Source organism: Flavobacterium eburneipallidum (assembly GCF_027111355.2).
Classification (GTDB): Bacteria; Bacteroidota; Bacteroidia; order Flavobacteriales; family Flavobacteriaceae; genus Flavobacterium; species Flavobacterium eburneipallidum.
In genome coordinates, this window is the sequence record NZ_CP114291.2 from 3,280,312 (window position 1) to 3,305,833 (window position 25,522).

Here is a 25,522-nt window from a genome sequence, read left to right on the forward strand (position 1 = left end):
AAACTTTATTGATAAAAAAAATCCATTACAACAAATACGCCTAATACTTTACAGCATCTTTGTCAAAGTTTTAAAACTTTGACAAAGATAACATTCAAAAAAAACAATCCCTACAACAAATAAACAGCCACTTTATCGCCTTTCTTCAATTCATAAGTTCCATCTGGCACATAAACCAATCCATTGGAAACAGCAAAAGAATTCAACATCGAAGAAGCCTGATGCGATAAAATATTAGCTTCATCATCAACAATATTGGCTTTCAAAAACTGACTTCGGGTATTTTTAACGGAATAATCATGCACAATTGAAACTGGTTTGGATTGATTATAATTGGGTGCTTTTCCTGAAAGAATCGAAAGCGTTGGCAACACATACACATAAAAACAAGTCAATGCTGCCGCTGGATTTCCGGGTAAGGCAAAAACTATTTTGTTTTTTACTTTCCCTGCAAACAAAGGTTTTCCGGGTTTTTGATTCACTTTATAAAAAAGAGTTTCTACTTCCAATTCCTTTAAAGCACGAGCCACAAAATCGTAATCACCAACAGAAATTCCGCCAGAAACCAAGACGACATCATTTGCAGACAAAGCATCTGCGAGTTTGTTTTTGGTATTATCAAAATCATCGTTGACTTCGTATAAACTGACATTTTCAAAATAAGCTTCCTTTAAAGCTGATTCTAACATAATACCATTGCTTTCATAGACTTTTCCGTATTCCAATGGCTCGCCTGGTTTAGTCAATTCGTTTCCAGTTACGACAATTCCAACTCTTGGTTTCTTGAAAACTTTTACCGTAGTAATTCCTAATCCAGCTAAAAATCCAATGGCTGCAGCATTTAATAAAGTTCCATTTTCTAACGCTAATTCGCCCACCGAGATTTGTTCGCCAATGGGTCTTACATTTGTTTCTGGATTGACTTGTTCTTCAAGATACAACCGACCGTCTTTTTCGGAAACCAATTCAATTTGAATTACTGCTTGTGTCGTATCTGGAACAGCAGCTCCTGTGAAAATTTTCACAGCCTGACCGGGCAATAATTCCACTTGATGGGAATCGCCTGCTTTTATTTCGCCCATCATTTCATATTCTAAACCCTCGAAAAGGCAAAGTGCGTAACCATCCATCGCCGATTGTCGGAACGGTGGCATATTGATAGGAGAGAAAATCGTTTCTGCCAAAATATGTTTTCGGGCTTGCGCCAAAGTATATTCAGCTTCCTGAAGTTCGGGTAAATTATTTTCTAATATTGAAAAAGCATCTTGAACTGAAATCATAAAAATTGCATTTAGAAATCCAAAAATACAATTCGAATTTCATTTATCATTAATTGAAATAAATTATATAGAGCATTGGCTTTAAAAAAAATTACCGCAGATTCGCAGATTTTAAAAATAAATAAGAACTGTTCCATTGCACTAATTCAAAAATCAGTGTGAATTTTATCTAATTTAAGTAGAAGGAATTAATTATTGTCGTGTTCAAACAGTTAAAAATTTAATTTTACCATATAAGGCATATAAGTTCAAATATACCATTCAATCAAAAACTTAAATGTACTTATATGCCTTATATGGTAAAAAAGAACGACACTATTTTGTTCTCATTACTTATATTGTGGAAATCAGCGAATCTACAGTGTTGTTTTATTTAGAATTTCTTGGGTTTTAAAATTGAATGTCCTGTAAATTATAGTCGTTTCTAAAATCAAAAAATCCCGATTACTCGGGATTCTTATTATTTTTCTCTGATGTAAATATCGATTGGCACTCCTGAAAAGTCCCAGTTTTCTCTAATTTTATTTTCTAGGTAACGCTTGTAAGGTTCCTTAACATATTGTGGCATATTGGCAAAAAACACAAACTGTGGTGTTTGAGTTGGCAATTGCATACAATATTTAATTTTCACATATTTCCCTTTGGTTGCTGGTGGCGGATAAGCTTCAATCACTTTCAACATAAATTCATTGAATTTTGAAGTCGGAATTCGTTGTTGTCTGTTTTCATAAACCTGAACGGTTGCTTCCAATGCTTTCAGCAAACGTTGTTTGGTTAATGCTGAAACAAAAAGAATAGGCACATCCGTAAACGGCATTAATTCTTTTCTGATTTTTTCTTCATAATCACGGGTTGACATCGTATCTTTTTCGACCAAATCCCATTTGTTTACCAAGATTACAACTCCTTTTCGGTTTTTCTCGGCCAACCAAAAAATGCTTTGGTCTTGTCCTTCAAATCCACGAGTGGCATCGATGACCAATATACAAATATCAGCGTGTTCAATCGCACGAACGGAACGCATTACGGAATAAAACTCTAAATCTTCTTTTACTTTTGCTTTACGACGAATTCCCGCAGTATCTACCAAGTTGAATTCAAAACCAAAACGGTCGAATTTGGTATCAATAGCATCACGGGTTGTTCCCGCAATATCGGTAACCATAAATCGGTCTTTACCAATCAATGCGTTGATGAAACTTGATTTCCCTGCATTAGGACGACCTACAACCGCAAAACGTGGCAACACTACTTCTTCTTGAACTGGCTCTGGTTTTACTGGAAAAGCTTCAATCAAAGCATCTAATAAATCTCCTGTTCCGCTTCCTGAAATACTGGCAAATGTGAAATATTCTCCTAAACCAAGGTTATAAAACTCAAGAGCGTCTTTTTCACGCATCGCATTATCTACCTTGTTTACGGCTAATAAAACAGGTTTAGTCACTTTACGTAATAAACGAGCCACAACATCATCCATTGGAGTAATTCCTTCTTCTACATCAACCACAAAGATAATTACGTCGGCTTCGTCAATAGCTAATTCTACTTGTTTGCGGATTTCGCCTTCAAAAACATCATCCGATCCACGAACATATCCGCCCGTATCAATCACAGAAAACTCTTTTCCGTTCCACTCGCTTTTACCATAGTTTCTATCACGGGTCACCCCAGATACTGAATCTACAATAGCTTCTCTTCTTTGTATCAGCCTATTGAAAAGGGTTGATTTCCCTACATTAGGTCTTCCTACTATCGCAACAATGTTATTCATTTTTTTGATTTTAGATTGCTGATTTTAGATTTTAGATTTTGGTAGCCCGAAATCATTATGCTCTAAAAATCAAACAATAAAGGATTTTTAATTTTTTGCAAAGGTAGTCTTTTTTTAGTTTGCAGTATTCAGTTTTGCGAGCACAGTCAAAAAAATATAGCACACAGATTTTTACAGATTTTTACAGATATTATAACTTAAAAAAAATCGTCAAATCTATGTCAAAAAAAATCAGTATTTGAAAAAATTCCAATACTGATTTTAAATTTATTTTAAACTTTACTTTTAGCTCATTTAAAAGATTCTCCTTCCACAAATGGTTTGGGACAAATTAAGTCTATAGGCTAAATTCATTGCATTAACTATTTTTGTTAAAATCCATATACTTCAATTCTGTATTTGTATTTCTTTTTTTCAATAATCCATATTATTTCATAACCACCAGCACCATCGCTATTTGACGACAAAATATATAAAATATCATTTTTTTTGTCATAATTTGCTTTTGAATTATACAAACTTGGTTCATATAAATTTTTTAAAGCAATATTTGGTAATTCTATTTTTACACTATTTATTTCAATTTGAATTGATTTATATTCCTTTTTCGGAATACCGCCATCCTTTCCAAATATTTGCATATTATCAATTTCCTCTAATATGGATTTATCATTTTTGTGAAATTTTAGATTGTGTTTTTCTTTGATAAATTTAGTTTCACTAATTTCAATTTTCACATTTTCATTTTCCAATTTTACTTTTCCATTAAGATTTGATTTCAATGGAACATTTGTAAAATCGTTTATGTATTTAATTCTATCTTTGTAAATATATCCGTTTAATTGTTTTCCATTCTTTTTGTAATCTATATTAACCCAATTACCTTTAGGTTCAAAATAAAAAACTATAAAACCATTTTCCAATTTATCAGAAATATTCTTTCCTTTTTCGGCTGAACTTCTAACATTTACAAATCCGTCCAAATCATTTATTATTCCAAATTGCGAAAAGCAAAAATTGAAATTAAAAATTAAAAAAAAGTAGATTATTTTTTTCATTTTCGTCGAAATGACAAATTGCAAGAGTAAAATTAATTGTTATAACCAAAACGCTTCAACATATTGGCATTGCTTCTCCAGTTTTTATTCACTTTTACGTATAACTCAATGTGAATTTGTTTTCCGAAAAATTTCTCTAAATCGGCGCGGGCTTCCATTCCTACTTGTTTTAGGGCTGCGCCTTTGTGACCAATGATGATTCCTTTTTGGGTTTCGCGTTCGACCATAATCAGGGAACGAATGCGGATGATGTTTTCGTCTTCGAAGAATTCTTCGGTTACGATCTCCACAGCATACGGAATTTCTTTGCTGTAGTTCAACAGGATTTTTTCACGAATGGTTTCATTTACAAAGAAACGTTCTGGTTTATCCGTCAACTGATCTTTTGGATAATAAGCTGGAGATTCTGGCAATAACGAAATGATTCTTTGAAAAACTTCTGGAACATTAAAATTTTGCAAAGCTGATATTGGATAAATTTCGGCATTGGGAACTTTTTCCGTCCAAAAAGCGACTTGGGTTTCCAATTGCTCTTGATTGGAATTATCAATTTTGTTTAACAATAACAAAACTGGAATTTTAGAATGGATGATTTTATTAAAAAAAGCTTCATCTTTCAGTTCTTGCTCCCCGATTTCGACCATATAAATCAAAATATCAGCGTCTTCAAAAGCGGATTTCACGAAGTTCATCATCGATTCCTGCATTTCATAAGCAGGCTTGATGATTCCTGGTGTATCGGATAAAATTAATTGAAAATCGTCTCCATTTACAATTCCTAAAATTCGATGACGGGTGGTTTGTGCTTTGGACGTGATGATGGACAATCTTTCGCCAACAAAGGCATTCATCAATGTTGATTTCCCTACGTTTGGATTTCCGATGATATTTACAAAACCTGCTTTATGTGTCATAATATGTGTATTCTAGTGAAGTGTCAACTCCTTTATTTCTCGATGTTTCGGGTACAAAGGTACAATTGAATTGAGTAGCTTCCATAAGAATTAACGAGTTTTTTAAAACAACAAAAAAAAGGCTGACTTTATACAGTCAACCTTTTTGTTATACCTCACTTCAAATTTAGTCGCGGTGTTTATTTCCTTTTCCATTATTGCCTCTGTTTCCGTGCTTGTGGGATTTTCCACGGTCGTCATGGCGATTGTTAACTACGACTACATGATTACGATGGTTATCATTTCTGTACCCTACAGCTCTTTGAGGAGCTCCTCTATAGCCTTTGTAATACTTCACTTTGTGGTATCTGTAATTGTCATAAGGTCTTGGACCATGGTAATCATTCAAAACCACTTTGTAACCTCTATGCAAATCATAGTTTCTATAATGGTGTGGCAAATGTCTCGAACGTATCCAAGCACCGTTGTTTAGATAAATAAATTGTGTAGCACGCACATCATAATAACATTGTACATCTGGAATGTAATAATACTCTACCGAAGGGCTGGCAACTGGAGCCCATACTGGTGGTGTTCCTATATTTACATTTACTGATACTTGTGCATTAGACACATTGGATGCTAAAAATAACATCGCTACTAGGGTAATCATTTTTATAGTTTTCATCGGGTTTGTCTTTTTGTTATTTTACTTTTATTTGAGGTTTGTTGTCCAACATTTTCTTAAAAGCCAACAACTGTGCCAATAATTTTAAATTAACAATTAATTATATTTTTTTTGATAAATTTCATTTTCTTATAAGAAGCAAAAAAAGGACAAGATTTTAATATCTGCCCTTTTTAAACTTTAATTTGTGCCTAAAAGAGCTTTAATATCAATTACGAATTACGCTAAAAGTAAGACAATTAAACACTAAAAACGTATTAGTAAATAATTGTATTTACTTACTACACTTTTATGGTAATTATTTTTGATGATTTATAATCTTTTTCCTTGAATTATTCTCAACAAAACAGCAATAACGGCTATTACTAGAAGAATGTGAATAATTGATCCTGCGCTATAAGCAAAGAATCCGATGGCCCAAAAAAGGACTAAAATAATGGCGAGGGTGTAAAGTAAATTGCTCATGTTTTCTATTTTTTTAATTATTTTTTATTGTTAACGGTTAAATCTTTTAATGCACTGCCTAATTCATCCATATCGTGGTTGAATTCTGTTTTAAATTCTTTCCAATCAGCATTTGCATCGTTTTTATAGTCTTTCATTTTTGCCTTAAGTGCTTTGTTTTTTTCTTCTAAAGCGGCAATGTTTTCTTTGTACTTAGCATCCATTGAATTGCCGGTTGCTTTCATTTTGAGTTTCAATTCGGCTATTCGTGCTTCATTGATGTCAATAACAGAATCTCCAGATTTTTTGAATGCTTCCCATTCTGCTGCTGTGGCTTGTTTTTTAGCTTCGATTAATTCTGTATTGGCTTCTTTTACCTTTTCGGTAGCTTCTACTTCATCTTTTGTAGCAGGCTTGCAACTTGTGAATACTGTTGTGCTAATCATTATTGATGTAACGAGGATTGCGATTGTGTTTTTCATTTCTTGAGTTTTTTGTGGTTTATAATGCTTTGATGATTTTATATAATTCTTCTTTGGTTTTGCCCAACTTCATTTGAAGTTTAACTAACATTTCTTCTTTTTTTCCTTCTAGAAATAACAAATCAGAATCTGTTAAGGCGGCAAATTTTAGTTTCAATTCTCCTTTTTGTTGTTCCCAATTTCCGCTTATTCCTATAGTACTTCTCATTGTGTTTTATTTTATACTGCGAAAGCTTTTCACAATTACAAAGTTGGTTTTAATCTCAAAAAAAACTGTTACATAACTTTAAGAAGAACTTACATCATTCACAGATTATCACTTTGAGATTGCAGTTTGATTGCTAACATATTTTTGCATCAGTTCTTCTAAAGATTTGTAGTAATCCTGTAGAACTTTGAGATTGATTTTAGGATTTTCTACATTCGGAACGGTAATAGGCATTTCTAAAGCGTATTTTGACAGTTCAGGAAATTGCTCTTTTATTTTCATTGTAATTTTTAAAATAGCATCATTTATCTTTTTTTCAGCTTTACTAATAAAGGCATCGTTCTTTATTAAGCCCAAATAATTTCTGTTTTCTTTAAGCATTGGCTTGTAATCATAAAGATTCTTTTCTTGTGGCTTTACAGAACATCCGCTTGCTTTTGTATAGTATTGCTCTAATTGATTGTCAACAACAGCTTTTTTATTTTCGACAGTTTTTACATTATTTTTCATATTCATTTTTTATTTTGATTGATAAAATCTTTCGCCTTTTTGCAATTTTGTGTTTTTGTATCTTCACAAACAACTAATTTACTGCGATATAAAATTAATCCTCTGAAGATAGAATCTGTTATACAACTTTTTAAATAAGTTATACTATTCACACTTACAATTATTTGCACAAAAAAGTGGCTGCCTTAAAAAAAGACAGCCACCAAACTAACTACTAACTAAACGACTCTTTGTTGGCTAAATATTAACCTAAATATCTTCTCAAAACCCAAGCAATTGTTTCGTGTTGCTGTAATATACCTGTAAGCAAATCAGCAGTTCCTGCATCGTGATTTTCTTCATCAGATTTGTCTATATCTTTTCTTAATTCGGCAATTACAGTTTCATGATCGGCTAATAATTCAGAAAGCATTGATTTTTGAACAGGGTATTTATTTGGATTTTCTTTGATTCGAGTAAGTTTTGAAAACTCATTCATGGTTCCAATGGTTTTTCCGCCTAATTTACCAATGCGTTCTGCAACTTCGTCGATAATAAGTTCTAATTGGGTGTATTGCTCTTCGAATAGTTTATGCAATTCCATAAAACTAGGTCCAACTACGTTCCAATGAAATTTTCTGGTTTTGACATACAAAGTCATTTCGTCTGATAAAACAACGGAAAGCAAATTGGTTGCTTTCTCTAAATTTTTCTCGGTAATTCCAATTTTTGGCATCATAATATTTCTTTTAAGTATTGTTTCGAATTTCGATTAACCAACTGATAATTATCAAAAACACAATCAACAGTTCTTGGTTTTCAATATTGTAAAATTCGAAAAAACTAAAGACGAAACAGTTACATAACTTTTAACAAAAGTTATATCATTCACACCTTTTGATTTTAAGGCTATTTTTTATTCTTTTCATAACTTTTAAAAACAAAAAAAGCTGTCTAAAAAGACAGCTCTAGATTTATAAAAAAAAGGGTTTATTTGCCAAAAATTTCATTTTCCAGCTGATGATCTAAATTATAAATATCATTCCTAAAATTTAATTCCCCATTACTATCTACCCAAGAAGTGAAATAGACAATATATACGGGTACTGTGGGTTTTATTCGAATGCCAAATTCTTTATCCGAATTTAAAATTTCATCCACCTTTTCTGTTGTCCAAGCAGTATCTTTTCGAAGAAAGTGTAGCAATAATTTTTTAGGATTCTCCACTCGAATACAGCCGTGACTGAAAGCTCTTTTGGATTCATTAAAAAGACTTTTGGACGGTGTGTCGTGCAAATAAATGCTGTATTGATTGGGAAACAGAAACTTCATTTTGCCTAAAGCATTATTTTTACCCGGTTTTTGTCGGATGATAAAAGGAACCCCTTTTTTGTATTTGTCCCAATTTATACTCGAAGAAGAAACCACTTTATTGCCCCAAACAATTTCCATATTACTGTTTTGGATATAATTTAGATTCCTTTTGATGTGCGGAATAATCTCTTTCATGATGATACTATTAGGAACATTCCAATACGGATTGAGTACAATTCGGGAAATATTGCCATGAAAAATAGTAGTTCGATTTACATTTTTCCCTACCACTACATTAGTTGTCCATGAAGGCTTATTATTTTCAATAACGTGCAACTTAAATTCGGGAATGTTTACCAATAAATACTCGCTTTCCATTTGAACAGGAACCCATCTCAAACGTTCTAAATTCACCATGATTTGTTTGATTCTGAAATCGATTGGTTTGTTTAATTCGGTAATGGTTTGCTGGTTCAATTTACCGCTTTCTCGCAACCCCATTCGATGCTGAAAATTTTTGACAGCTTTTTCTAATTCGGCTGTATAAAGAAGTGTAGTGTCGCTTTCTTTTAAATCTTTAGTCAAAAACAAATGCTGTTTTACGGCTCTTAAACAAGAATCGGTTTCGGTAACGGACAATAATTTTTTGTCGGTTGTTACAATTGGAAAATCTCCTTTTTTGGCTATTTTTCGATACTCTCGGAGTTTTTCTTTCAGTCGAACATAATACTGATTGACGGGTTCGGCAATACTATCGCCTTTACCCAAAACGACCAATGAATCCAAAAGTGCTTGATAATTTTTCTTTTTTCGAGGAATAAACCATTCGAGTTCGTGGGGATTTTTATCAATACCACCATACACTTCTTTGGAGTATTTGAAGAAAGTGGTGGTAAGTAATAATTCTAATTCTTTATTGCGATTTCCGTTAACACTGGTTGGCTTTTTATCAGCCGAAGCGAGCGCAATGAGTGAATCTAACTGAACATTGACAAAGGTTTTACTGTCAAAATCGGCACTGTAATTTTGTATTTTACTATAAAAAATAGGAACAGCTGCCGTCATTCCTTTTTTATTGAACCAAGCAAATTGGTATTCTCTATTTTTATAAAATTGATAAACTTCCTTTTTGATGGAGTCATTTTCGGGAAAAGCCTTGAAATAGGAATTCAAAGCAGCTTCGTCCAGCACCAAATCGGAATAATTTTGTTTGGTAAAAATGGTAGTTTCTAAATTCTCTCTTTCTTTTTTGTTGCAAGCCGATAGCAGAATAAGAAACAGTATCAGGATGATTTTACTTTTGAATGCTAACTTAAAAACAGATGCAATAGTACTATTTGAACGCATATTTATTATTTTACGATTAGACTTGGATGGATTCCTTGGTTAAAATTACTATTTACCTTTGATTTATCTGTAAAAAATATTTTTTTATTTGGATTTTAATTTCCCAAGTTCTTAAATAATAGTGTTTTATATTTACATTCTATCCATATACCAACTCAATTCTTTTTCCATTTTTTTGTATTGAAAAATGGTCGTAATAATTTTTTGCAAACGCATAAAAGCGGTTTCACTTTTGACAACATAATCAAAAGATTTGTGGTGCATACAGTTGATAGCCACCTCTATTTTATCCTGTGACGATAGCATTATTACGGGAATATCCTGATTGAAAGCTTTTATTTTATCTAGTGTTTCTAGACCATTCATAGCCGTTTTTTCAATACCATCCAGATGATAATCCAGAATAATCACGTCTGGCTCGTGGGACAAATTTTCTAGACAAAGCTCGCCCGTGGCATAGGTTTCGATGCTGTAACCTTCTTCGGTAAAATCGGCATGCTCGGTAAATTCTATTTCTAATGCTTTCAAAAACAAGGCATCATCATCGACCAAGAATAGTTTTATTTTATTTTCATTTTTCACGATACAGTATTTTTAATAAGGTTTAATTCTATTTCTAGCTCTTCGCAAGCTTGCTGGCAAACGGTTTCGAGTTCAACAACCATTTTTGCCGTTTCGTCTGTAAATTGATTGGCATTAATGGCGTACTGTATTTTTTTTGCTATTTGTTCTAAATCGGGACTCATTCCCATTATCGAAAAAGACGGAATCAGTTTGTGCACCGAAGCGCCTAATAATTCCCAATCTTTGTTGGAAAGACTTTGTTTCATGGCTACAATTAGAGGTCTTGTTTGCTGGAGAAAAATAGTGATCATTTCGACCATCAATTTCGAATTGGATTTGGTTCGAATTTTTAAATAATCCAAATTTGTAACTTTTGTTTTTGGGCTTTTGGGTAGCTTTTTGACTGTTTTAGAATTTCTTTTATTTTTTATAGCACTTATAATTTTACTGTATAATAAGCGTTCGTCAACTGGTTTGGCAATATAATCGTTCATACCAACAGCTTTGCATTTGGCTAAATCAACGGTGGTTACATCGGCAGTTAAGGCAATAATTGGAATGTCTAATTTTAATGTATTTCGAATGTATTCTGTGGCATCAAATCCATTCATGATAGGCATTTGCAAATCCATCAAAACCACATCATAAGTTTCGCTTTGAAGTTTTTCGATGGCTATTTGACCATTTTCGGCAATAGCCCGTTCAAAACCAAAATCATCCAAAAGCGTTTTCATCAGCAGTTGATTCAGTGGCATATCTTCGACCACTAATATTTTTATATTTTTAATTTCGGTTTCTAATGCAACTAATTCGGTTTCGTTTTCAGCTGCTTCATTGGTTTTCAGAAAACGCAGTACGAAACTAAAAGTAGAGCCTTCTTTGATAGTACTTTTTACACTTACCGTTCCGCCTTGTGGCTCGACCAGTTGTTTGACGATGGCTAAACCTAAACCTGTTCCGCCGTATAATCTAGAAGTTCCGCTGGTAGCTTGCTGAAAATCGTCAAAAATAGTATCAATTTTACTTTCGTGAATTCCTATTCCTGTGTCGGCAATAGCAAATTCGACTGTAACACTTTCTTCGTCTTCTTTGAGCAGCTGGACGCTAACCGTAATTTTTCCTTTAGAAGTAAACTTTATGGCATTGCTTACTAAATTTAAAATAATTTGGTGCAAACGAACGGGATCGCCCAGTAATACTTTGGGAATTTTAGCATCATATTCTGTAACTAATTTTAGGTTTTTTTCCTGAATTTTTGTTTCAAAAATGTGTAACATTGCCGATATGGAAGCCGATAATTTGAAAGGCACTTTCTCGAATGTCATTTTTCCTGCATCTACTTTTGCTAAATCTAGAATATCATTTATAAGCACAATCAAGGCATCACCACTCATTTTTATGGCCGACAAATATTCTTTTTGTTTCTCTGTCAATTCGGTTTTCAAAACCACTTTGGTAAATCCGATAATGGCATTCATCGGGGTTCGAATTTCGTGACTCATATTCGACAAAAACTGTTGTTTTGCTTTTACGGCATTTTCGGCAATTAGTGTGGCTGCTTGAGCATTTCGCTTTTCACCTTCGGCAATTTCGGTGGCGAGTTCGGCAAAAATTCTAGCCTCGATCAATTCAGTGGCAATTCTTTTTTGATCAGTAACATCTCTTGCCACAATTACTACTCCCATAACATTTTGCTGTTCGTCTTTATAAACCGAACCATTACACAAAACATCAGTTAGCTTTCCGTCTTTATGACGCAAAGTAAGCGGAGAATCGGCAACCGAACCTTTATCAAAAACTTCTTCATAGACTTCGCGTGCAATTTGAGGTTCAGTAAAATAATCAAAAAAATAAGAACCCGTTAAAGCTTCTCGCTCCATACCTGTAATTCTTACTAATGCTTGATTCATATCCATAATTTTACCCGTAACACTGATGGTAACCAATGGGTCGAGGCTGGCTTCGATAAGACTTAAAGAGTATTGAGACGCTATTTTTTGATCGGCTGTATCAATTTCCAAAACGCTCTGTTTTACTTTTTGGTTGTTGATGATGAGTACAACAAAAATAAAAATGGCAACCAAAAAAATGAGTAGCAATAAAAAAAGTAATCCCGAAAATTGATTGCTATTTTCGTTTTCTATTTTACGAACTTTCAACAATCCGAATTGCTCGTTATTAATAGCATTAATACTATTTCTTATTTTGTCAGTAAGAACTTTGCCTTCTTGAATAATAGCTTTTTTTTGAAGATTATTCAATAAAACAGGTTTCTCATTGGTTACATATTTTTCTATCAAAACCAACCTTTGAGTCAATGATTGATTTAAAACCTCAATTCTATCTTGCTGTCTTTTACTATCTTTAGTAAGCAATACCAAATGGTCTATATTAGTGTTGGTCTTGGATTTGAACTTGTTATAAGGTTCTAAAAATTGAGCATCGCCTGATAGCAAATAACCACGAAAACCAGTCTCGATAGTAAGAACATCTAACAAAACCTCATTGCTCTTGCTAATTACCTCTTGAGTGTGAATTAATTTTTTAGTAACAGCTTTGTCTTTTTGATTATTCAAGTAAAAAATAGCCAAAACAGTACTCAATAAGATTGCGGAGAGAATATAAAAAAGGAACGCTTTTTTTTCGAAAATGAATTTCATAATACTTTTAAAAAATTAATTTAGGCTTTTGCATTACCTATTTCTTCTAATGGACTTCTTCTTTTGTCTTTCAATTGTTTGAAATGCGAAGGCGAAAGGCCCGTTACTTTCTTGAACTGACTTGACAAATGCGCAACACTGCTATAGCCCATTTTCCAGGCAATTTCAGTAATATTGTGTTCGCCATAAATAATTAATTCTTTGATGCGTTCTGTTTTATGAGAAATGATAAAATGCTCGATCGTAGTTCCTTGTACTTCTGAAAATAAATTAGACAAATAAGTATAATCGTGATTCATTTTTTCGCTTAAATAATCCGAAAAATTAATTTTTATTACTTCGTCGGAATAATGCACCATTTGTATAATGATATTTTTAATTTTCTCGATCAACATCGATTTTTTGTCATCCATTAATTCGAGTCCTGACTCAAGCAAATTGGCTTTAAGTTGCAGTCTTTGCGACATAGAAATATTCTCCATAATATCGACTTCGCCTAAATCGACAACTATAAAGTGTAAACCAAGTTTTTTTAATTCTTCTTTTACGGCCATTTTGCAACGATTGCTGACCATGTATTTAATGTATAATTTCAAATTATTTTATTTTTTTAGATGATGTAAAGGTCGAACGATTCGAGAGATAACAACTTGTGTAACTTTAGATAAAAGTTGTATAATTCACAGATTGTCACTTTTGAAGGTGATTTTAAATTTGGAATTTATACTAAAAGGAAGGTATAAAATGAATCTTTTTTGGTAAGGTACGAATTAAAGCAGCATCACAAGACTAGTTTACTGATTTTAAATACTATGATTCAAAAACAGACACTCGTTTATTTGACAGCTTTTAATCAAAAAGTAATTATTTATATTGAAAAGAAGCCGACCAATCCATAGTTTTTATGGAAGAAACTTTATGCTCTTGGTTGAGCGTTACTCGAAGTTCTTTATTGGCATTAATACGCTCATACAACGCTTTATAACGAAATAAAATTTCATTATCCGCAGTATTTTTATAAATTTCGACCAATTTAATATCTTTAAAACTGCCGTATCTGGTTCTGAATTTCAAACATATTTCCGAGTGCTTTTCCAAAGTGGTATTTTTGATAACAGATGGCGTTGCTTCCGATTCTTTAAAAGGAATAAATTTAGAAGTGTTGCAAATCATCAAAACTCTTTTGCCTAAATCATAGGCTTTTTTCTTTTGATAAGCATCAACTTCTGAAAGGGATACTTTTATATATTCAACAGCAACTGGTATTACAACCACGGGTTTTGATTTGCAACCTATCAATAAAACGAAACATAAAAAGAGAATGGTGTTTTTCATAGTAGGTTGTATTAAAAAAAGTTGACCGTTAAAAACTTTAGATTTCTAACGGTCAACTTTTGTTTTAAGTATAAAATCCAACGGTTTTATAACACCTGAATTGTATTTGCCTCCTTATTTAAGATTTTACAATCAAAATAGTTGGTGTATTGTTAAGCCAACGTTCTGGCACTACCGCAGGTTTGGGACTAAATTATGACCATTCTTCGGATTTACCAAATCATACCAAATACAAAACCAATTTCAAATTAAGCCAATTGCTCAAGTAGTATCTATGATAACTAATGTTTGGACTAGCGGGGCTCAAAAGTGAAGGAAAACACTATAAAACCAAATAAAAACTAGTCAAAAAAAAGAGGACTATAAATCCTCGTGCTATTCTCTCTAAAACTCTTACGATAAGTACATAGGTTGACGGACGTGTAATCGGTTCCGTTCAACAGGAGTTTCATTGTTCGTGCTGCGCACGCAACGAAACTCTAGCTGTTACCAGCAGTTTATATTTTTGAGATGTCGATGACTTTAATTCCAAAACTTCTGAAACTTCTCATTTCACGAACAGTTTGAACTAAAGAATACTTTGCAATATTAGAATCACTTAATTCAATTTTATCGGCTGGTAAGTTACCTTTATAAGAGTAATTATTATATGCCATAACAAATTCAATTTTTAAATCATTATCAATTATTCTTTGGTATAAATCTTTAGTATTAATCGAGGTCTTATATTTTTTATTATATTTTTCAAGTGTTTTAATGAAGTAACTGCTTCCTGTGTTATTGAATAAATCATTATTTAGCCTTTTAGCTGATAAAATCACTTGAATATAAAGATTTCTCATTTGTGTTGTAAATCCATTTTTTACGTGAACAAAGTATAAGGTGTTATCTTCAATAATTAAAATATCACATAACTCAATATTATCCTCTATAAGCTTATCAAGAATGAAATAATTACTTTTTTTATGGCTTAAATTGTATGTGTCCTCATCCCAATCATTTTCCCATTTATTAAGAGGTTTTTCAGATAATTCATTTTGCTTATATGTGTTTATTGCATCTTTATTTATTCTCTCTAAAAATTTATTGTCTAAATAATACCAATTACTATCTACTCTAAAATATTTTTTCCCTAGATAAGTTCGTTCACAAACTATGTGTGAATAAAAATTGCCAAAAGTTGATTCTTTGTCGCCGATTAAACCAATTACGTCTAAATCAAATAACTTGATTTTAATTTCTTTTCTGTTGGTAAAATCTTCGAGACTTTTAAATATGTGTTCTGTACATTCAAAATATAAATCTTCTTTGTCTTTTACTGTTCTATCGCTCTTACTCCTAGTTTTTTTGAATCTAACTTTAAACTTATCACATTCATAAAATTTCTCAAGTCTTTTCGGATTTATTACTTCTATAATCCCTTCTTTAATTTTATGTAATTCTTGAGGTGAATTATGCAATATAATATCATCAGTAATTTTTTCTTTTAAGCCATTATCTAATTCTGAAATTAATTTATCGTCAACTATTTTTGAGAATAAAGTTAATTGTGTGTAATTTAATTTATCTGACTTGATATTATTAATGTCAATGATTAGTTCTTTAAGTTCCTCAAAAGTTATTTTTTTTCTGAGCGAAAAATAAGAACCAATTTCCATTATTGCTTTTTCATCATCTAAATTGTATTTTTTGAAGATTCCTTTTTTTAATTCTTTACGAACCAATATTTTAATTTTTTTTGGAATTTCTGAATATTCTAAAGATTCACTAATTCTTTGGTCATAAGTATAAGTATTGTCTTTTTGAGAGATATTACTTGCAACACCTCTTGTGCCTACTTTTAAAATTATATCTTCTTCAGGTTTAGCGAAATGTTGATAAAGATCTATACCAAAATTACTGTCTATGAAAGTGTTGATAACATTAAAACCACTTCCTCCAACTGTACAATATATGTTTGATTTATAAATTACAAATAGAACAAAAGAAAATTCGACTATTTCGAAATTTTGATTATCAGCTAACTCATCTGGAAGAAATAATTTCCAATAATTTTGGGTCTTTGGTTGATTATAGCAGTAAGTATAAAATTCAAAATCATTTTCTGTAAAATGATTTAAAGTAGGCTTAACAATTTCTAAATCTGTTTCTTGTGCGTGCAAGCCTTTTTTGTGGTTGTCTTTTATAAAATTTATTATTTCGTTATTACTTTTCCCTTTTAATAAATAGAAATTCTTGTCAACAAGAAAAATTTTTAGATTGAATTTCATTTTATCCATTTATTGCTTGTTTAGGATTAAATTTCTGGTAACTTGTATATATGTCTGACTCTATCCGACTTATCCACCCAAAATAGGTTAGCTTTGTCTGACAAACGTCAGTATTTATTTGTTTCCAAATATAGTTATTTTTTCCAAAGTCAAGAATTTTCCTAAATGTAAAGCATAAAAAAACCTCTAAATTTCTTTAAAGGTTTTTTGCTTTTAGCGGGAAACATCCAAATATCTAACCGAAATTATGAAGATTCAATAACTCTGGATACTTCAAGAACAGTTACCAAATAAGGATTCGTCGATAAGAATTTCTCAAATGAATTTCAATACTTGCTAGATTTGAATCCGTTATAAATATTTTAAAAGATCCTTGATTAATGCAAAAACACTATACCTTTTTGAGTCACTTCATTTAGCAATGATTTGACTCTCATATGGAAGAATTATCAATAATAATACAATAAGTATCTATTTTTTTAAATCACCTTCATATATGGGATATTTGCTAATTTTTACACATTTTTTTTTACGAATACAAAAAATATGATAATTTATTTTTTATTATACTTCAATGTTTTATTTTTACACAACCGATTGTGTTTTAAATAAATCTTTAAAAACCTAAAAAAACAATGAAGAAGTGTTGATTAGAAGACTTCTTTTGAAAACAAATTGGCTGTAATAAGAGTTTTTGGTACATTGAAAATATGAAAAAAACATCCTGCAAAGTTTTTACAAAAATAATAATCATCCTTTTTTGGGCTTTATTGTTATTACCAATAAATACTAAAGCACAAGATGGAAATTTATTTGTTTCAAATGCTTCCTTTGCTGAAAAAATATACCTACAATTGGATCGAAAAATATATTCCAACAGTGATACTATTTGGTTTAAATGCATTGTTTCAAACGCATCCGAACATACTCCTTCGGTATTGAGTGGTGTATTATATGTTGAATTAATTGGATTCAACCAAAATATTCTCCAAAAAAAATTGATTAAAATTGAAGATGGTATTGGTCAAGGCAATTTTGATTTAGATAAAAACATTCCAAAAGGCAATTACCACATTAGAGCCTACACACAATGGAATCAAAATTTTGACAATGATTTTATTTTTGAAGAATATATTCAAGTGTTTACAAATGAAAATCAAAATAGAAACCCAATTACTTCTATTAAACTCATCAAAGAAGAAGTTGCTAGCGATCATTTGGAAGTGCTTTTTAATCCCCAAGTTATTGATTCTCTACAAAAAAACAAACTAACAGTATTTATTACTGTCGATAATAAAAGAGATTCTTTACTCGTTAAAAAACAAAATGATAACAAATACAGTCTTGATTATAGTATTAAAAAAGAAAGTCAATTTGTTATTCTGAAAATTCAAACTGAAAACAATAAAACATTTACTAAAACAGTTGCTCTAAACAAAGATTACATCGATTTACAATTTTTTCCAGAAAGTGGACAATTAGTAAATGGAATAAGTAGCAAAGTGGGTTTTAAAGCTGTTGATGCCAATGGAAAAGGAAAATTTATTGAAGGCGATATTGTGGATGAAAAACAAACGATACTAACTTCTTTTAAAAGTAATACCCTCGGAATGGGCAGTTTCTTTATTAATAATGCAGATTGTACTAAAAAATATTATGCTAGAGTAAAACCATCCTCCATACAAAACCAATCAGCAATTCAATTTCCACTACCTAAAGTTGCTGCTACAGGTACTATTTTAGAGGCAACAAAACAAGGAGATAATGTAATCATCAAAGCTATGTCAAACTATATGATGAATGACAGTCTCTTTTTAAAAATTTCTTTTAGAGGAATTGAATTATATGAGAAAAAAGTAACTTTCAATCAAGGTCTTTCTAAATTAACAATCTCAACTAGTTTAATTCCAGAAGGAATCGTTGCTTTTGCAATTTTGGATAAGAACAAAAAAACTATTGCAGAAAGACTCTATTTTAATGAAAAACCAGAAAGTAGAATAAAGATTGCTCTTTCAACAGATAAGTCAAAATACGGAAAGCGAGGATTGACGAATCTTAATATTCAAACCACAAATACTAATGACGAACCCATAAAAGCAAACACATCCTTGCTTGTAATCAACAAAAAAGAAATAGGGACGATGCAAAACTTACGTCAAAACATACTCTCCTATTTTCTGATAGACTCTGAATTGAAAGGAAACATAGAGAATCCGGGGTTTTATTTTAAAAATAACACAAGTAGTTTTAATGATTTAGAAGCGCTTATACTTACGCAGGGATGGAGTAAATACAACTATTCCAAACCCTATTCAATCCTTGATATCAATCCTGAAAAAACACTAACGGTATCTGGTAGAGTCAACAATCTATTTTCAGAAAAAAAAGGCAAAAAAGATGTGCAATTAACTATGATAGCCTCTGGAAAAAATAAATCAATTTATAATCAAGTAACTGACAGTCTAGGCAAGTTTAAATTTAATTTAAATGATGAGTATGGAAAGGAAATCGATTTACTGTTTCAAACGAGCAAAAAATCAGAGCAAAAAACAAACAACACTGTTGTTTTAGATCAAAAAAAATCACCTTTAATTTCTTTTGAATACGACAACTCTATTGAGCAAATAGACAGTATCGTTGCTCCATTTATAAACAAAAGTATCAAACAAAAAGAAATTAATGATAAATTTAATATGCAATTTGATGGCATTCTTTTAAATGAGGTTAACATTAGTGCTAAAATGGCGCCCATTAAACAAAAAGTGACAGATAGGTTTGGAAAACCTAAAACCATTATTAGTGGCAAAGAAATTCGTTCTAAAGAAGAAAAATGGTCTTATGGATTATACAGTGTATTATTGTTTAATTTTCCTGATAAAGTTAGAATAGAAAAAGATACTACAAACGGATATTTACAAGCCATTGTCAACAATATACAGACTCTAGTGGTTATTGATGGCGTTCCTGTTTTGTTTCGTGATTATTTACATATTCCTAATATATCCCCAACTGAAGTAAGCAGTTTTGAAATTATTGAATACGCTAGTGGCTTTGGACAACTGTATTGTGAAGTACATAATGAACTTTCGAATTGTATTCCCCCTATGAATCCTTCATATGGTAATGTTATAGCGATATATACACATTCAGGCATAGGTCTTTCAGGGGCATTCAAACCAAAAGGACTAACTCAAACAACAGTTCCTGCATTTGCTACACCAAAAGAATTTTATGCTCCAAAGTATGAAAATATTCGAACTGACGATTGGAAACAAGCAGACATAAGAACCATAATACACTGGCAACCGATAGTACAAACAGATGACTCAGGCAAAGCATCTACTTCTTTTTACAATACCGACAACAAAGGAGATATGACAGTAATTGTTGAAGCTATTTCAGATAAAGGAGAAATTGGTTATCAAGAACTTGATTATGAAATAAGTGATTAATTCAAAACAAATAGATTAGCTTATATATACCTACAATCTAAAGAGATTCTAACTAATATAAATGAAAAATAGAAATACAACCTCTGCCATTTAATGCAAAAACACCATCGTTTTTAAAAAACACTATACCTTTTTGAATCACTTCATTTACCAATGATTTGACTCTTGTATGGAAGAATTATCAATAATAATGTAATAAGCATCTATTTTTTGAAATTACCATCATATATGGGTTATTTGCTAATTTTTACGTATTTTTTTTACGAATACAAAAAAAATATGATAATTTTTTTTTTATTATACTTCAATGTTTTACTTTTACACAACCGATTGCAGGTATAAATAAAAAAAAGTCTATTTGTAAAAATCCAAAAAAGCATAATGAAGAAAGGATATTCTATTTATTTCGCTTTCTCATTATATGGATTTGATACAATAAAAGACTTACAAACAAAATATGAATCGACTACCCAATAATTACATTTTTTTTCTACTGTCTTTTTTGATGGTATCTATCAATTTATCTGCACAAGCAGATTATAAATTATGGCTCCAATATGCAAAAGTCCAAAATACTAAATGGACAACTGAATATCAATCAAAAATTAAAGGAATTTTTGCCTTGGGAAATTCCGAAACCATTCAAGCTGCTACAAAGGAATTACAATTAGGACTTTCAGGTTTATTAGACACAAAAATTACAGTTCAACAAAACATTGAAGACGAAAATATTTTGATTTTGGGTTCAAAATCTTCTCTAAATGAAGAAACACTAAAAAACCTAAAAAATGAATTGAATCAAATTAATGACGAGGGCTACATCATTAAAACCATTTCAATAAAAAACAGAAAAAAGATGATTATCGCTGGTAAAACCGATATCGGAGTTTTGTATGGAGTATATAATTTCTTAAGATTGCTTCAAACGAACAAATCCATCGAAAATTTAAAAATTGTTGACGCACCAAAAATAAACATCCGAATTTTAAATCATTGGGACAATCTAAACGGAACAGTAGAACGTGGCTATGCAGGTTCTTCGCTTTGGAATTGGCAAAAATTACCCGATTTTATCGACCAACGCTATATAGATTATGCACGTGCCAATGCTTCGATAGGCATTAACGGAACGGTTTTAAACAATGTAAATGCCAATGCCTTAATATTAACTCCTCAATATTTAGAAAAAGTAGAAGCTTTGGCAAAAGTATTCCGACCTTATGGAATCAAAGTCTATTTGACAGCAAGATTTTCTGCTCCAATAGAAATAGGGAAACTTAAAACTGCAGACCCTTATGATGCTAATGTCAAAAATTGGTGGAAAGAAAAAGCAAAGGAAATTTACAAAAGGATTCCAGATTTTGGTGGATTTTTGGTAAAAGCCAATTCCGAAGGACAACCTGGCCCACAAAATTACAACAGAAACCACGTTGACGGAGCCAACATGCTTGCTGATGCCGTTGCTCCTTTTGGTGGCATCGTGATGTGGAGAGCCTTTGTATATTCGGAACACGATGTAAATGATCGAGCCAAGCAAGCTTATAGCGAATTTGTTCCTTATGACGGACAATTCAGGAATAACGTGATTGTTCAGGTCAAAAATGGTGCAATAGATTTTCAACCGAGAGAACCTTTCCATCCAATATTTGGCGCAATGCCAAAAACACCTTTGATGATGGAATTCCAAATTACGCAAGAATATTTGGGTTTCAGCACACACTTGGTTTATCTACCGAAATTATATCAAGAAGTCTTGGAATCAGATACCTTTAGTAAAGGAAAAGGTTCGACAGTTGCCAAAGTAATCGATGGTTCGTTGAACAATCATAAAATTACTGGAATAGCTGGAGTAGCAAATATTGGTAGCGACATCAACTGGACGGGACATCCTTTTGCACAAGCGAATTGGTATGGCTTTGGGCGATTGGCCTGGGATCCTTATTTAGATTCAGAAACTATAGCCGAAGATTGGTTGCGCATGACTTTTTCTAACGATGAAAACTTTGTCAATCCTGTCAAAGAAATGATGCTACAATCTAGAGAAGCCGTTGTCAATTACATGACGCCACTTGGTTTACATCATATAATGGACACTGGTCATCATTATGGCCCTGGTCCGTGGGTGAGCAATCTATCAAGACCTGAATGGAACCCTATATATTATCATAAAGCCGATAAAAACGGCATTGGATTTGACCGATCTAAAACAGGAAGCAATGCCACAGCACAATATGCTCCAGAAATTGCTAAACTATTTGACGATGTCAAAACTTGTCCAGAGAAAGACTTATTATGGTTTCATCATTTGCCTTGGGATTATAAACTAAAAAATGGTCAGCCCCTTTGGAATGGAATAGCTCTCAAATACCAAGAAGGTGTTGATGAAGTAGCTTCAATGCAAACGACTTGGAATAGAATGGGTAATTATGTGGACGAAACCAGATTCAAGGAAGTTCAAATGCTTTTGAACATTCAACACAAAGAAGCTAAATGGTGGCGGGATGCTTGTTTGCTTTATTTTCAACAATTTTCTGGAAAAGAATTGCCAAAAGGAGTTGAAAAACCAACACAAACATTAGAATATTTTGAATCCCTAAAATTTCCGTTTGCACCTGGAAATAATTAAAACCTATAAATTAATTTAAAAAATGAACATAGCAAAACCATTCTTATTGATGGCAACCATTCTTCTAGTGAGTAGTTGCAATTCTGTACAAAAACACACCGATGCGACAGTCTCACTAAAAAATGCTTATAAAGATAATTTTTATATAGGAGCTGCATTGGACACCAATCAAATAAAGGAAACTGACACGATGGTGGCTAGTTTGATTGCAAAAGAATTCAACAGTATCACTCCCGAAAATTGTATGAAATCAATGTTTTTGCATCCAGAAAAAGATAAATTTGATTTCAAAATGGCAGATAAGTTTATTGCTTTGGGAGAAAAACACAATATGTTTATCCACGGTCATACTCTAATTTGGCATAGTCAATTGGCACCTTGGTTCACTCAAATAAAAGATAGCGTGACGATGTCGGCCGCATTAAACAATCACATTACTACTATTGTTAAGAATTACAAAGGAAGAATTGACTCTTGGGATGTTGTAAATGAAGCTTTAAATGAAGATGGAACTTTGAGAAAAACAGTGTTTCTAGATACTTATGGGAAAGATTATTTGACATTGGCTTTTAAATTAGCGGCAAAAGCAGACCCAAAAGTCGATTTATACTATAACGACTACAACTTATGTAATGCAAAAAAACGTAAAGGAGCTGTTGCCTTAGTAAAAAATCTACAAAAAAATGGAGCAAAAATAGATGGTGTTGGAGAACAAGGACATTGGAACTTAATCACTCCTTCACTAGATGAAATTGAGCAAACCATACTTGATTTTTCTGCGCTTGGCGTTAAAGTTTCTTTTACAGAATTGGACATTAGTGTTTTACCGAATCCTTGGGACGTAGTTGGAGCCGATGTAAATCAAAAATCGGAAGCCAGCGAAAAAATGAATCCATATCCTAAAAGTTTGCCAGATTCAATCCAAACTCAATTGGCAGAGCGCTATGAAGCCATTTTCAAATTATTCCTCAAACATCAAGACAAAATTGATAGAATTACGCTTTGGGGTGTTAATGACGGTCAATCCTGGCTTAATGATTGGCCAATCAAAGGGAGATCCAATTATCCTTTGCTTTTTGACCGTGAATTCAAAGCTAAAAAAGCATACAATAACATTATGAATCTAAAAGAAATCAAGAGATAAAAATAATATCCTTATTTAAATTTCAAATTAAGGCTACTAATTAATATAAAAATAAAATGAATTTTACTTCCCAAAAACTATCCGTAAAAGAAAAAATTGGATACAGTTTAGGTGACCTTGCTGCTAACTTGGTTTTCCAGACATTAATGACCTATCTTGCTTATTTCTATACGGACATATACGGATTATCACCTACACACTCCTCCATAATAATGTTAGTGGTAGGACTAATTGCAGCATTTGTTTTCAACCCAATTATCGGAGCCATTGCCGATCGAACCAATTCAAGATGGGGAAAATTTCGACCTTGGATTTTATGGACAGCCGTACCGCTTGGCGTCATTGCACTTTTAGCTTTTACCACTCCTAATTTTTCTTATCAAGGTAAAGTAATTTATGCTGTCGTTACCTATTCACTTTTGCTATTATTTTATGCTAGTAATAACTTGCCTTATTCCGCATTGAGTGGTGTCATCACAGGTGACATGTCCGAAAGAAATAGTCTTTCGTCCTATCGATTTGTGGCAGTGATGTTCGCTCAATTCTTTGTTCAAGTTTTTATGCTCGGCATCATCAAAAGTGCTGGAAATGGCGACAAATCCATTGGAATTGAAAAAGTAATGACTATTCTGGCGATCGTCGGAACCATTATGTTGCTTATTACTTTTTTTACAACCAAAGAACGTATTATTCCTAAACCAGAACAAAAATCAAGTGTAAAAGAGGATTTAGGTGATTTGGTAAAAAACAAACCTTGGCTAATAATGCTTACTCTTACTTTATTGGTATTTATTACACTGGCTATGAAAGGTGGTTCTTATGTGTATTATTTCGAAAACTATGTTAACAAGGAACAATTAGCCATTTTCATCCAACCTATCTTAAATTTTCTTTTAAATATTGGAATTAATCCTTTTGGTAATGATCCCATTTCTGCTGGATTTGGATTATTTAATGCTGGTGGAATTATTTTTATGATTGTTGGAATTACGTTGTCTAAAAATTTAGCCGATAAATATGGAAAAAGAAACGTCTTTGGTTTTTTCCTATTCATCTCCACATTATTTATCATCGCCTTTTATCTATTCTCACCAAAATCGATTGCTTTAATGTTTTTTTCACAGATTCTTCACGGATTCTTTTACGGCATCACAATTCCACTTCTTTGGGCTATGATTGCCGATGTAGCCGACTACTCGGAATGGAAAAATAACCGTCGGGCTACCGCCATTATTTTCTCTGCTATGATGGTTGGATTAAAAGCAGGTTTGAGTATTGGAGGCTCCTTGACAACATCAATTTTGGGTCATTTTGATTATGTTCCCAATTCATTGGCTCAACCAGAAAGTGCTATTAACGGAATAAAATTATTGATAAGTATCTTCCCAGCAATACCCTTTCTAATTGGAGTTGGCCTTTTGTTTTTCTATGAAATCAATAAAGAAATGGAAGTCCAAATAGAATCTGATTTAAAAAACAGAAGAACCTAATCTATCA

Annotated in this window: 20 protein-coding genes; 4 read left to right on the forward strand and 16 right to left on the reverse strand. The window is 32.1% G+C overall.

Going from position 1 to position 25,522, the window contains the following annotated elements; genetic code table 11:
• Positions 1-110: 110 nt before the first annotated feature.
• The 16 genes from OZP15_RS13915 to OZP15_RS13990 form a co-directional block, all read right to left on the reverse strand.
• A complete protein-coding gene (locus OZP15_RS13915; RefSeq protein WP_269226042.1) occupies positions 111-1,280 on the reverse strand; it encodes a molybdopterin molybdotransferase MoeA in 1,170 nt (389 codons plus the stop codon).
• Positions 1,281-1,740: 460 nt separating this feature from the next.
• Positions 1,741-3,051 carry a ribosome biogenesis GTPase Der gene (der, locus tag OZP15_RS13920; RefSeq protein ID WP_269226043.1) on the reverse strand — a complete coding sequence of 437 codons (1,311 nt, stop codon included), beginning with the start codon at positions 3,049-3,051 and terminating at the stop codon, positions 1,741-1,743.
• A gap of 371 nt (positions 3,052-3,422) precedes the next feature.
• Positions 3,423-4,109, reverse strand: a complete 687-nt coding sequence (locus OZP15_RS13925; protein ID WP_281336423.1) for a hypothetical protein — start codon at positions 4,107-4,109, stop codon at positions 3,423-3,425.
• Positions 4,110-4,141: 32 nt separating this feature from the next.
• Positions 4,142-5,023, reverse strand: a complete 882-nt coding sequence (era, locus tag OZP15_RS13930) for a GTPase Era (protein WP_281336424.1) — start codon at positions 5,021-5,023, stop codon at positions 4,142-4,144.
• Between the two features lie 166 nt (positions 5,024-5,189).
• A complete protein-coding gene (locus OZP15_RS13935; RefSeq protein ID WP_281336425.1) occupies positions 5,190-5,690 on the reverse strand; it encodes a hypothetical protein in 501 nt (166 codons plus the stop codon).
• Between the two features lie 312 nt (positions 5,691-6,002).
• A complete protein-coding gene (locus OZP15_RS13940) occupies positions 6,003-6,155 on the reverse strand; it encodes a lmo0937 family membrane protein (protein WP_281336426.1) in 153 nt (50 codons plus the stop codon).
• A gap of 17 nt (positions 6,156-6,172) precedes the next feature.
• Positions 6,173-6,616: a sll1863 family stress response protein gene (locus OZP15_RS13945; RefSeq protein ID WP_281336427.1), complete on the reverse strand. Its 444-nt coding sequence runs from the start codon at positions 6,614-6,616 to the stop codon at positions 6,173-6,175.
• Positions 6,617-6,635: 19 nt separating this feature from the next.
• Positions 6,636-6,824 carry a CsbD family protein gene (locus tag OZP15_RS13950; protein WP_269226047.1) on the reverse strand — a complete coding sequence of 63 codons (189 nt, stop codon included), beginning with the start codon at positions 6,822-6,824 and terminating at the stop codon, positions 6,636-6,638.
• 108 nt (positions 6,825-6,932) lie between these two features.
• Positions 6,933-7,334, reverse strand: coding sequence for a hypothetical protein (locus tag OZP15_RS13955; protein ID WP_269226048.1), 402 nt, complete (start codon positions 7,332-7,334; stop codon positions 6,933-6,935).
• Between the two features lie 244 nt (positions 7,335-7,578).
• Positions 7,579-8,052 carry a Dps family protein gene (locus tag OZP15_RS13960; RefSeq protein WP_269226049.1) on the reverse strand — a complete coding sequence of 158 codons (474 nt, stop codon included), beginning with the start codon at positions 8,050-8,052 and terminating at the stop codon, positions 7,579-7,581.
• 251 nt (positions 8,053-8,303) lie between these two features.
• Entirely contained in the window at positions 8,304-9,974 is a 1,671-nt protein-coding gene (locus OZP15_RS13965; protein WP_269226050.1) for a L,D-transpeptidase family protein, read from the reverse strand.
• Between the two features lie 132 nt (positions 9,975-10,106).
• Positions 10,107-10,556 (reverse strand): response regulator, encoded by a 450-nt coding sequence (locus tag OZP15_RS13970; RefSeq protein ID WP_269226051.1) that lies wholly within the window; start codon positions 10,554-10,556, stop codon positions 10,107-10,109.
• Positions 10,553-13,198: an ATP-binding protein gene (locus OZP15_RS13975; RefSeq protein ID WP_281336428.1), complete on the reverse strand. Its 2,646-nt coding sequence runs from the start codon at positions 13,196-13,198 to the stop codon at positions 10,553-10,555. The genes OZP15_RS13970 and OZP15_RS13975 overlap by 4 nt, the downstream gene beginning before the upstream one ends.
• A 20-nt stretch (positions 13,199-13,218) precedes the next feature.
• Positions 13,219-13,773, reverse strand: a complete 555-nt coding sequence (locus OZP15_RS13980) for a helix-turn-helix domain-containing protein (RefSeq protein ID WP_281337492.1) — start codon at positions 13,771-13,773, stop codon at positions 13,219-13,221.
• A gap of 289 nt (positions 13,774-14,062) precedes the next feature.
• The gene (locus OZP15_RS13985) at positions 14,063-14,533 is read right to left on the reverse strand and encodes a hypothetical protein (protein WP_269226054.1); all 471 of its coding nucleotides are present in this window, start codon (positions 14,531-14,533) and stop codon (positions 14,063-14,065) included.
• A 497-nt stretch (positions 14,534-15,030) separates the two neighbouring features.
• The gene (locus OZP15_RS13990) at positions 15,031-16,812 is read right to left on the reverse strand and encodes a DUF6119 family protein (protein ID WP_281336429.1); all 1,782 of its coding nucleotides are present in this window, start codon (positions 16,810-16,812) and stop codon (positions 15,031-15,033) included.
• Positions 16,813-17,513: 701 nt separating this feature from the next.
• On the opposite strand from OZP15_RS13990, the gene OZP15_RS13995 reads away from it, so the two are divergent.
• From OZP15_RS13995 to OZP15_RS14010, 4 genes are all read left to right on the forward strand, one after another.
• Entirely contained in the window at positions 17,514-20,255 is a 2,742-nt protein-coding gene (locus OZP15_RS13995; RefSeq protein WP_281336430.1) for a hypothetical protein, read from the forward strand.
• A 505-nt stretch (positions 20,256-20,760) separates the two neighbouring features.
• Positions 20,761-22,881, forward strand: a complete 2,121-nt coding sequence (locus tag OZP15_RS14000) for an alpha-glucuronidase family glycosyl hydrolase (RefSeq protein WP_281336431.1) — start codon at positions 20,761-20,763, stop codon at positions 22,879-22,881.
• 22 nt (positions 22,882-22,903) lie between these two features.
• The gene (locus OZP15_RS14005; protein WP_269226060.1) at positions 22,904-24,025 is read left to right on the forward strand and encodes an endo-1,4-beta-xylanase; all 1,122 of its coding nucleotides are present in this window, start codon (positions 22,904-22,906) and stop codon (positions 24,023-24,025) included.
• 56 nt (positions 24,026-24,081) lie between these two features.
• Entirely contained in the window at positions 24,082-25,515 is a 1,434-nt protein-coding gene (locus OZP15_RS14010; protein ID WP_269226061.1) for an MFS transporter, read from the forward strand.
• Positions 25,516-25,522 lie beyond the last annotated feature (7 nt).

Excerpts from the sequence above, each read along its gene's own strand:
- OZP15_RS13985 (WP_269226054.1), bottom strand. The coding sequence starts at position 14,533 with ATGAAAAACACCATTCTCTTTTTATGTTTCGTTTTATTGATAGGTTGC.
- era (WP_281336424.1), bottom strand. The coding sequence starts at position 5,023 with ATGACACATAAAGCAGGTTTTGTAAATATCATCGGAAATCCAAACGTA.
- OZP15_RS13965 (WP_269226050.1), bottom strand. The coding sequence starts at position 9,974 with ATGCGTTCAAATAGTACTATTGCATCTGTTTTTAAGTTAGCATTCAAA.
- OZP15_RS13990 (WP_281336429.1), bottom strand. The coding sequence starts at position 16,812 with ATGGATAAAATGAAATTCAATCTAAAAATTTTTCTTGTTGACAAGAAT.
- OZP15_RS13915 (WP_269226042.1), bottom strand. The coding sequence starts at position 1,280 with ATGATTTCAGTTCAAGATGCTTTTTCAATATTAGAAAATAATTTACCC.
- OZP15_RS13950 (WP_269226047.1), bottom strand. The coding sequence starts at position 6,824 with ATGAGAAGTACTATAGGAATAAGCGGAAATTGGGAACAACAAAAAGGA.
- der (WP_269226043.1), bottom strand. The coding sequence starts at position 3,051 with ATGAATAACATTGTTGCGATAGTAGGAAGACCTAATGTAGGGAAATCA.
- OZP15_RS13945 (WP_281336427.1), bottom strand. The coding sequence starts at position 6,616 with ATGAAAAACACAATCGCAATCCTCGTTACATCAATAATGATTAGCACA.
- OZP15_RS13935 (WP_281336425.1), bottom strand. The coding sequence starts at position 5,690 with ATGAAAACTATAAAAATGATTACCCTAGTAGCGATGTTATTTTTAGCA.
- OZP15_RS14005 (WP_269226060.1), top strand. The coding sequence starts at position 22,904 with ATGAACATAGCAAAACCATTCTTATTGATGGCAACCATTCTTCTAGTG.
- OZP15_RS13940 (WP_281336426.1), bottom strand. The coding sequence starts at position 6,155 with ATGAGCAATTTACTTTACACCCTCGCCATTATTTTAGTCCTTTTTTGG.
- OZP15_RS13980 (WP_281337492.1), bottom strand. The coding sequence starts at position 13,773 with ATGGTCAGCAATCGTTGCAAAATGGCCGTAAAAGAAGAATTAAAAAAA.
- OZP15_RS13975 (WP_281336428.1), bottom strand. The coding sequence starts at position 13,198 with ATGAAATTCATTTTCGAAAAAAAAGCGTTCCTTTTTTATATTCTCTCC.
- OZP15_RS14010 (WP_269226061.1), top strand. The coding sequence starts at position 24,082 with ATGAATTTTACTTCCCAAAAACTATCCGTAAAAGAAAAAATTGGATAC.
- OZP15_RS13955 (WP_269226048.1), bottom strand. The coding sequence starts at position 7,334 with ATGAAAAATAATGTAAAAACTGTCGAAAATAAAAAAGCTGTTGTTGAC.
- OZP15_RS13995 (WP_281336430.1), top strand. The coding sequence starts at position 17,514 with ATGAAAAAAACATCCTGCAAAGTTTTTACAAAAATAATAATCATCCTT.
- OZP15_RS13960 (WP_269226049.1), bottom strand. The coding sequence starts at position 8,052 with ATGATGCCAAAAATTGGAATTACCGAGAAAAATTTAGAGAAAGCAACC.
- OZP15_RS14000 (WP_281336431.1), top strand. The coding sequence starts at position 20,761 with ATGGTATCTATCAATTTATCTGCACAAGCAGATTATAAATTATGGCTC.
- OZP15_RS13925 (WP_281336423.1), bottom strand. The coding sequence starts at position 4,109 with ATGAAAAAAATAATCTACTTTTTTTTAATTTTTAATTTCAATTTTTGC.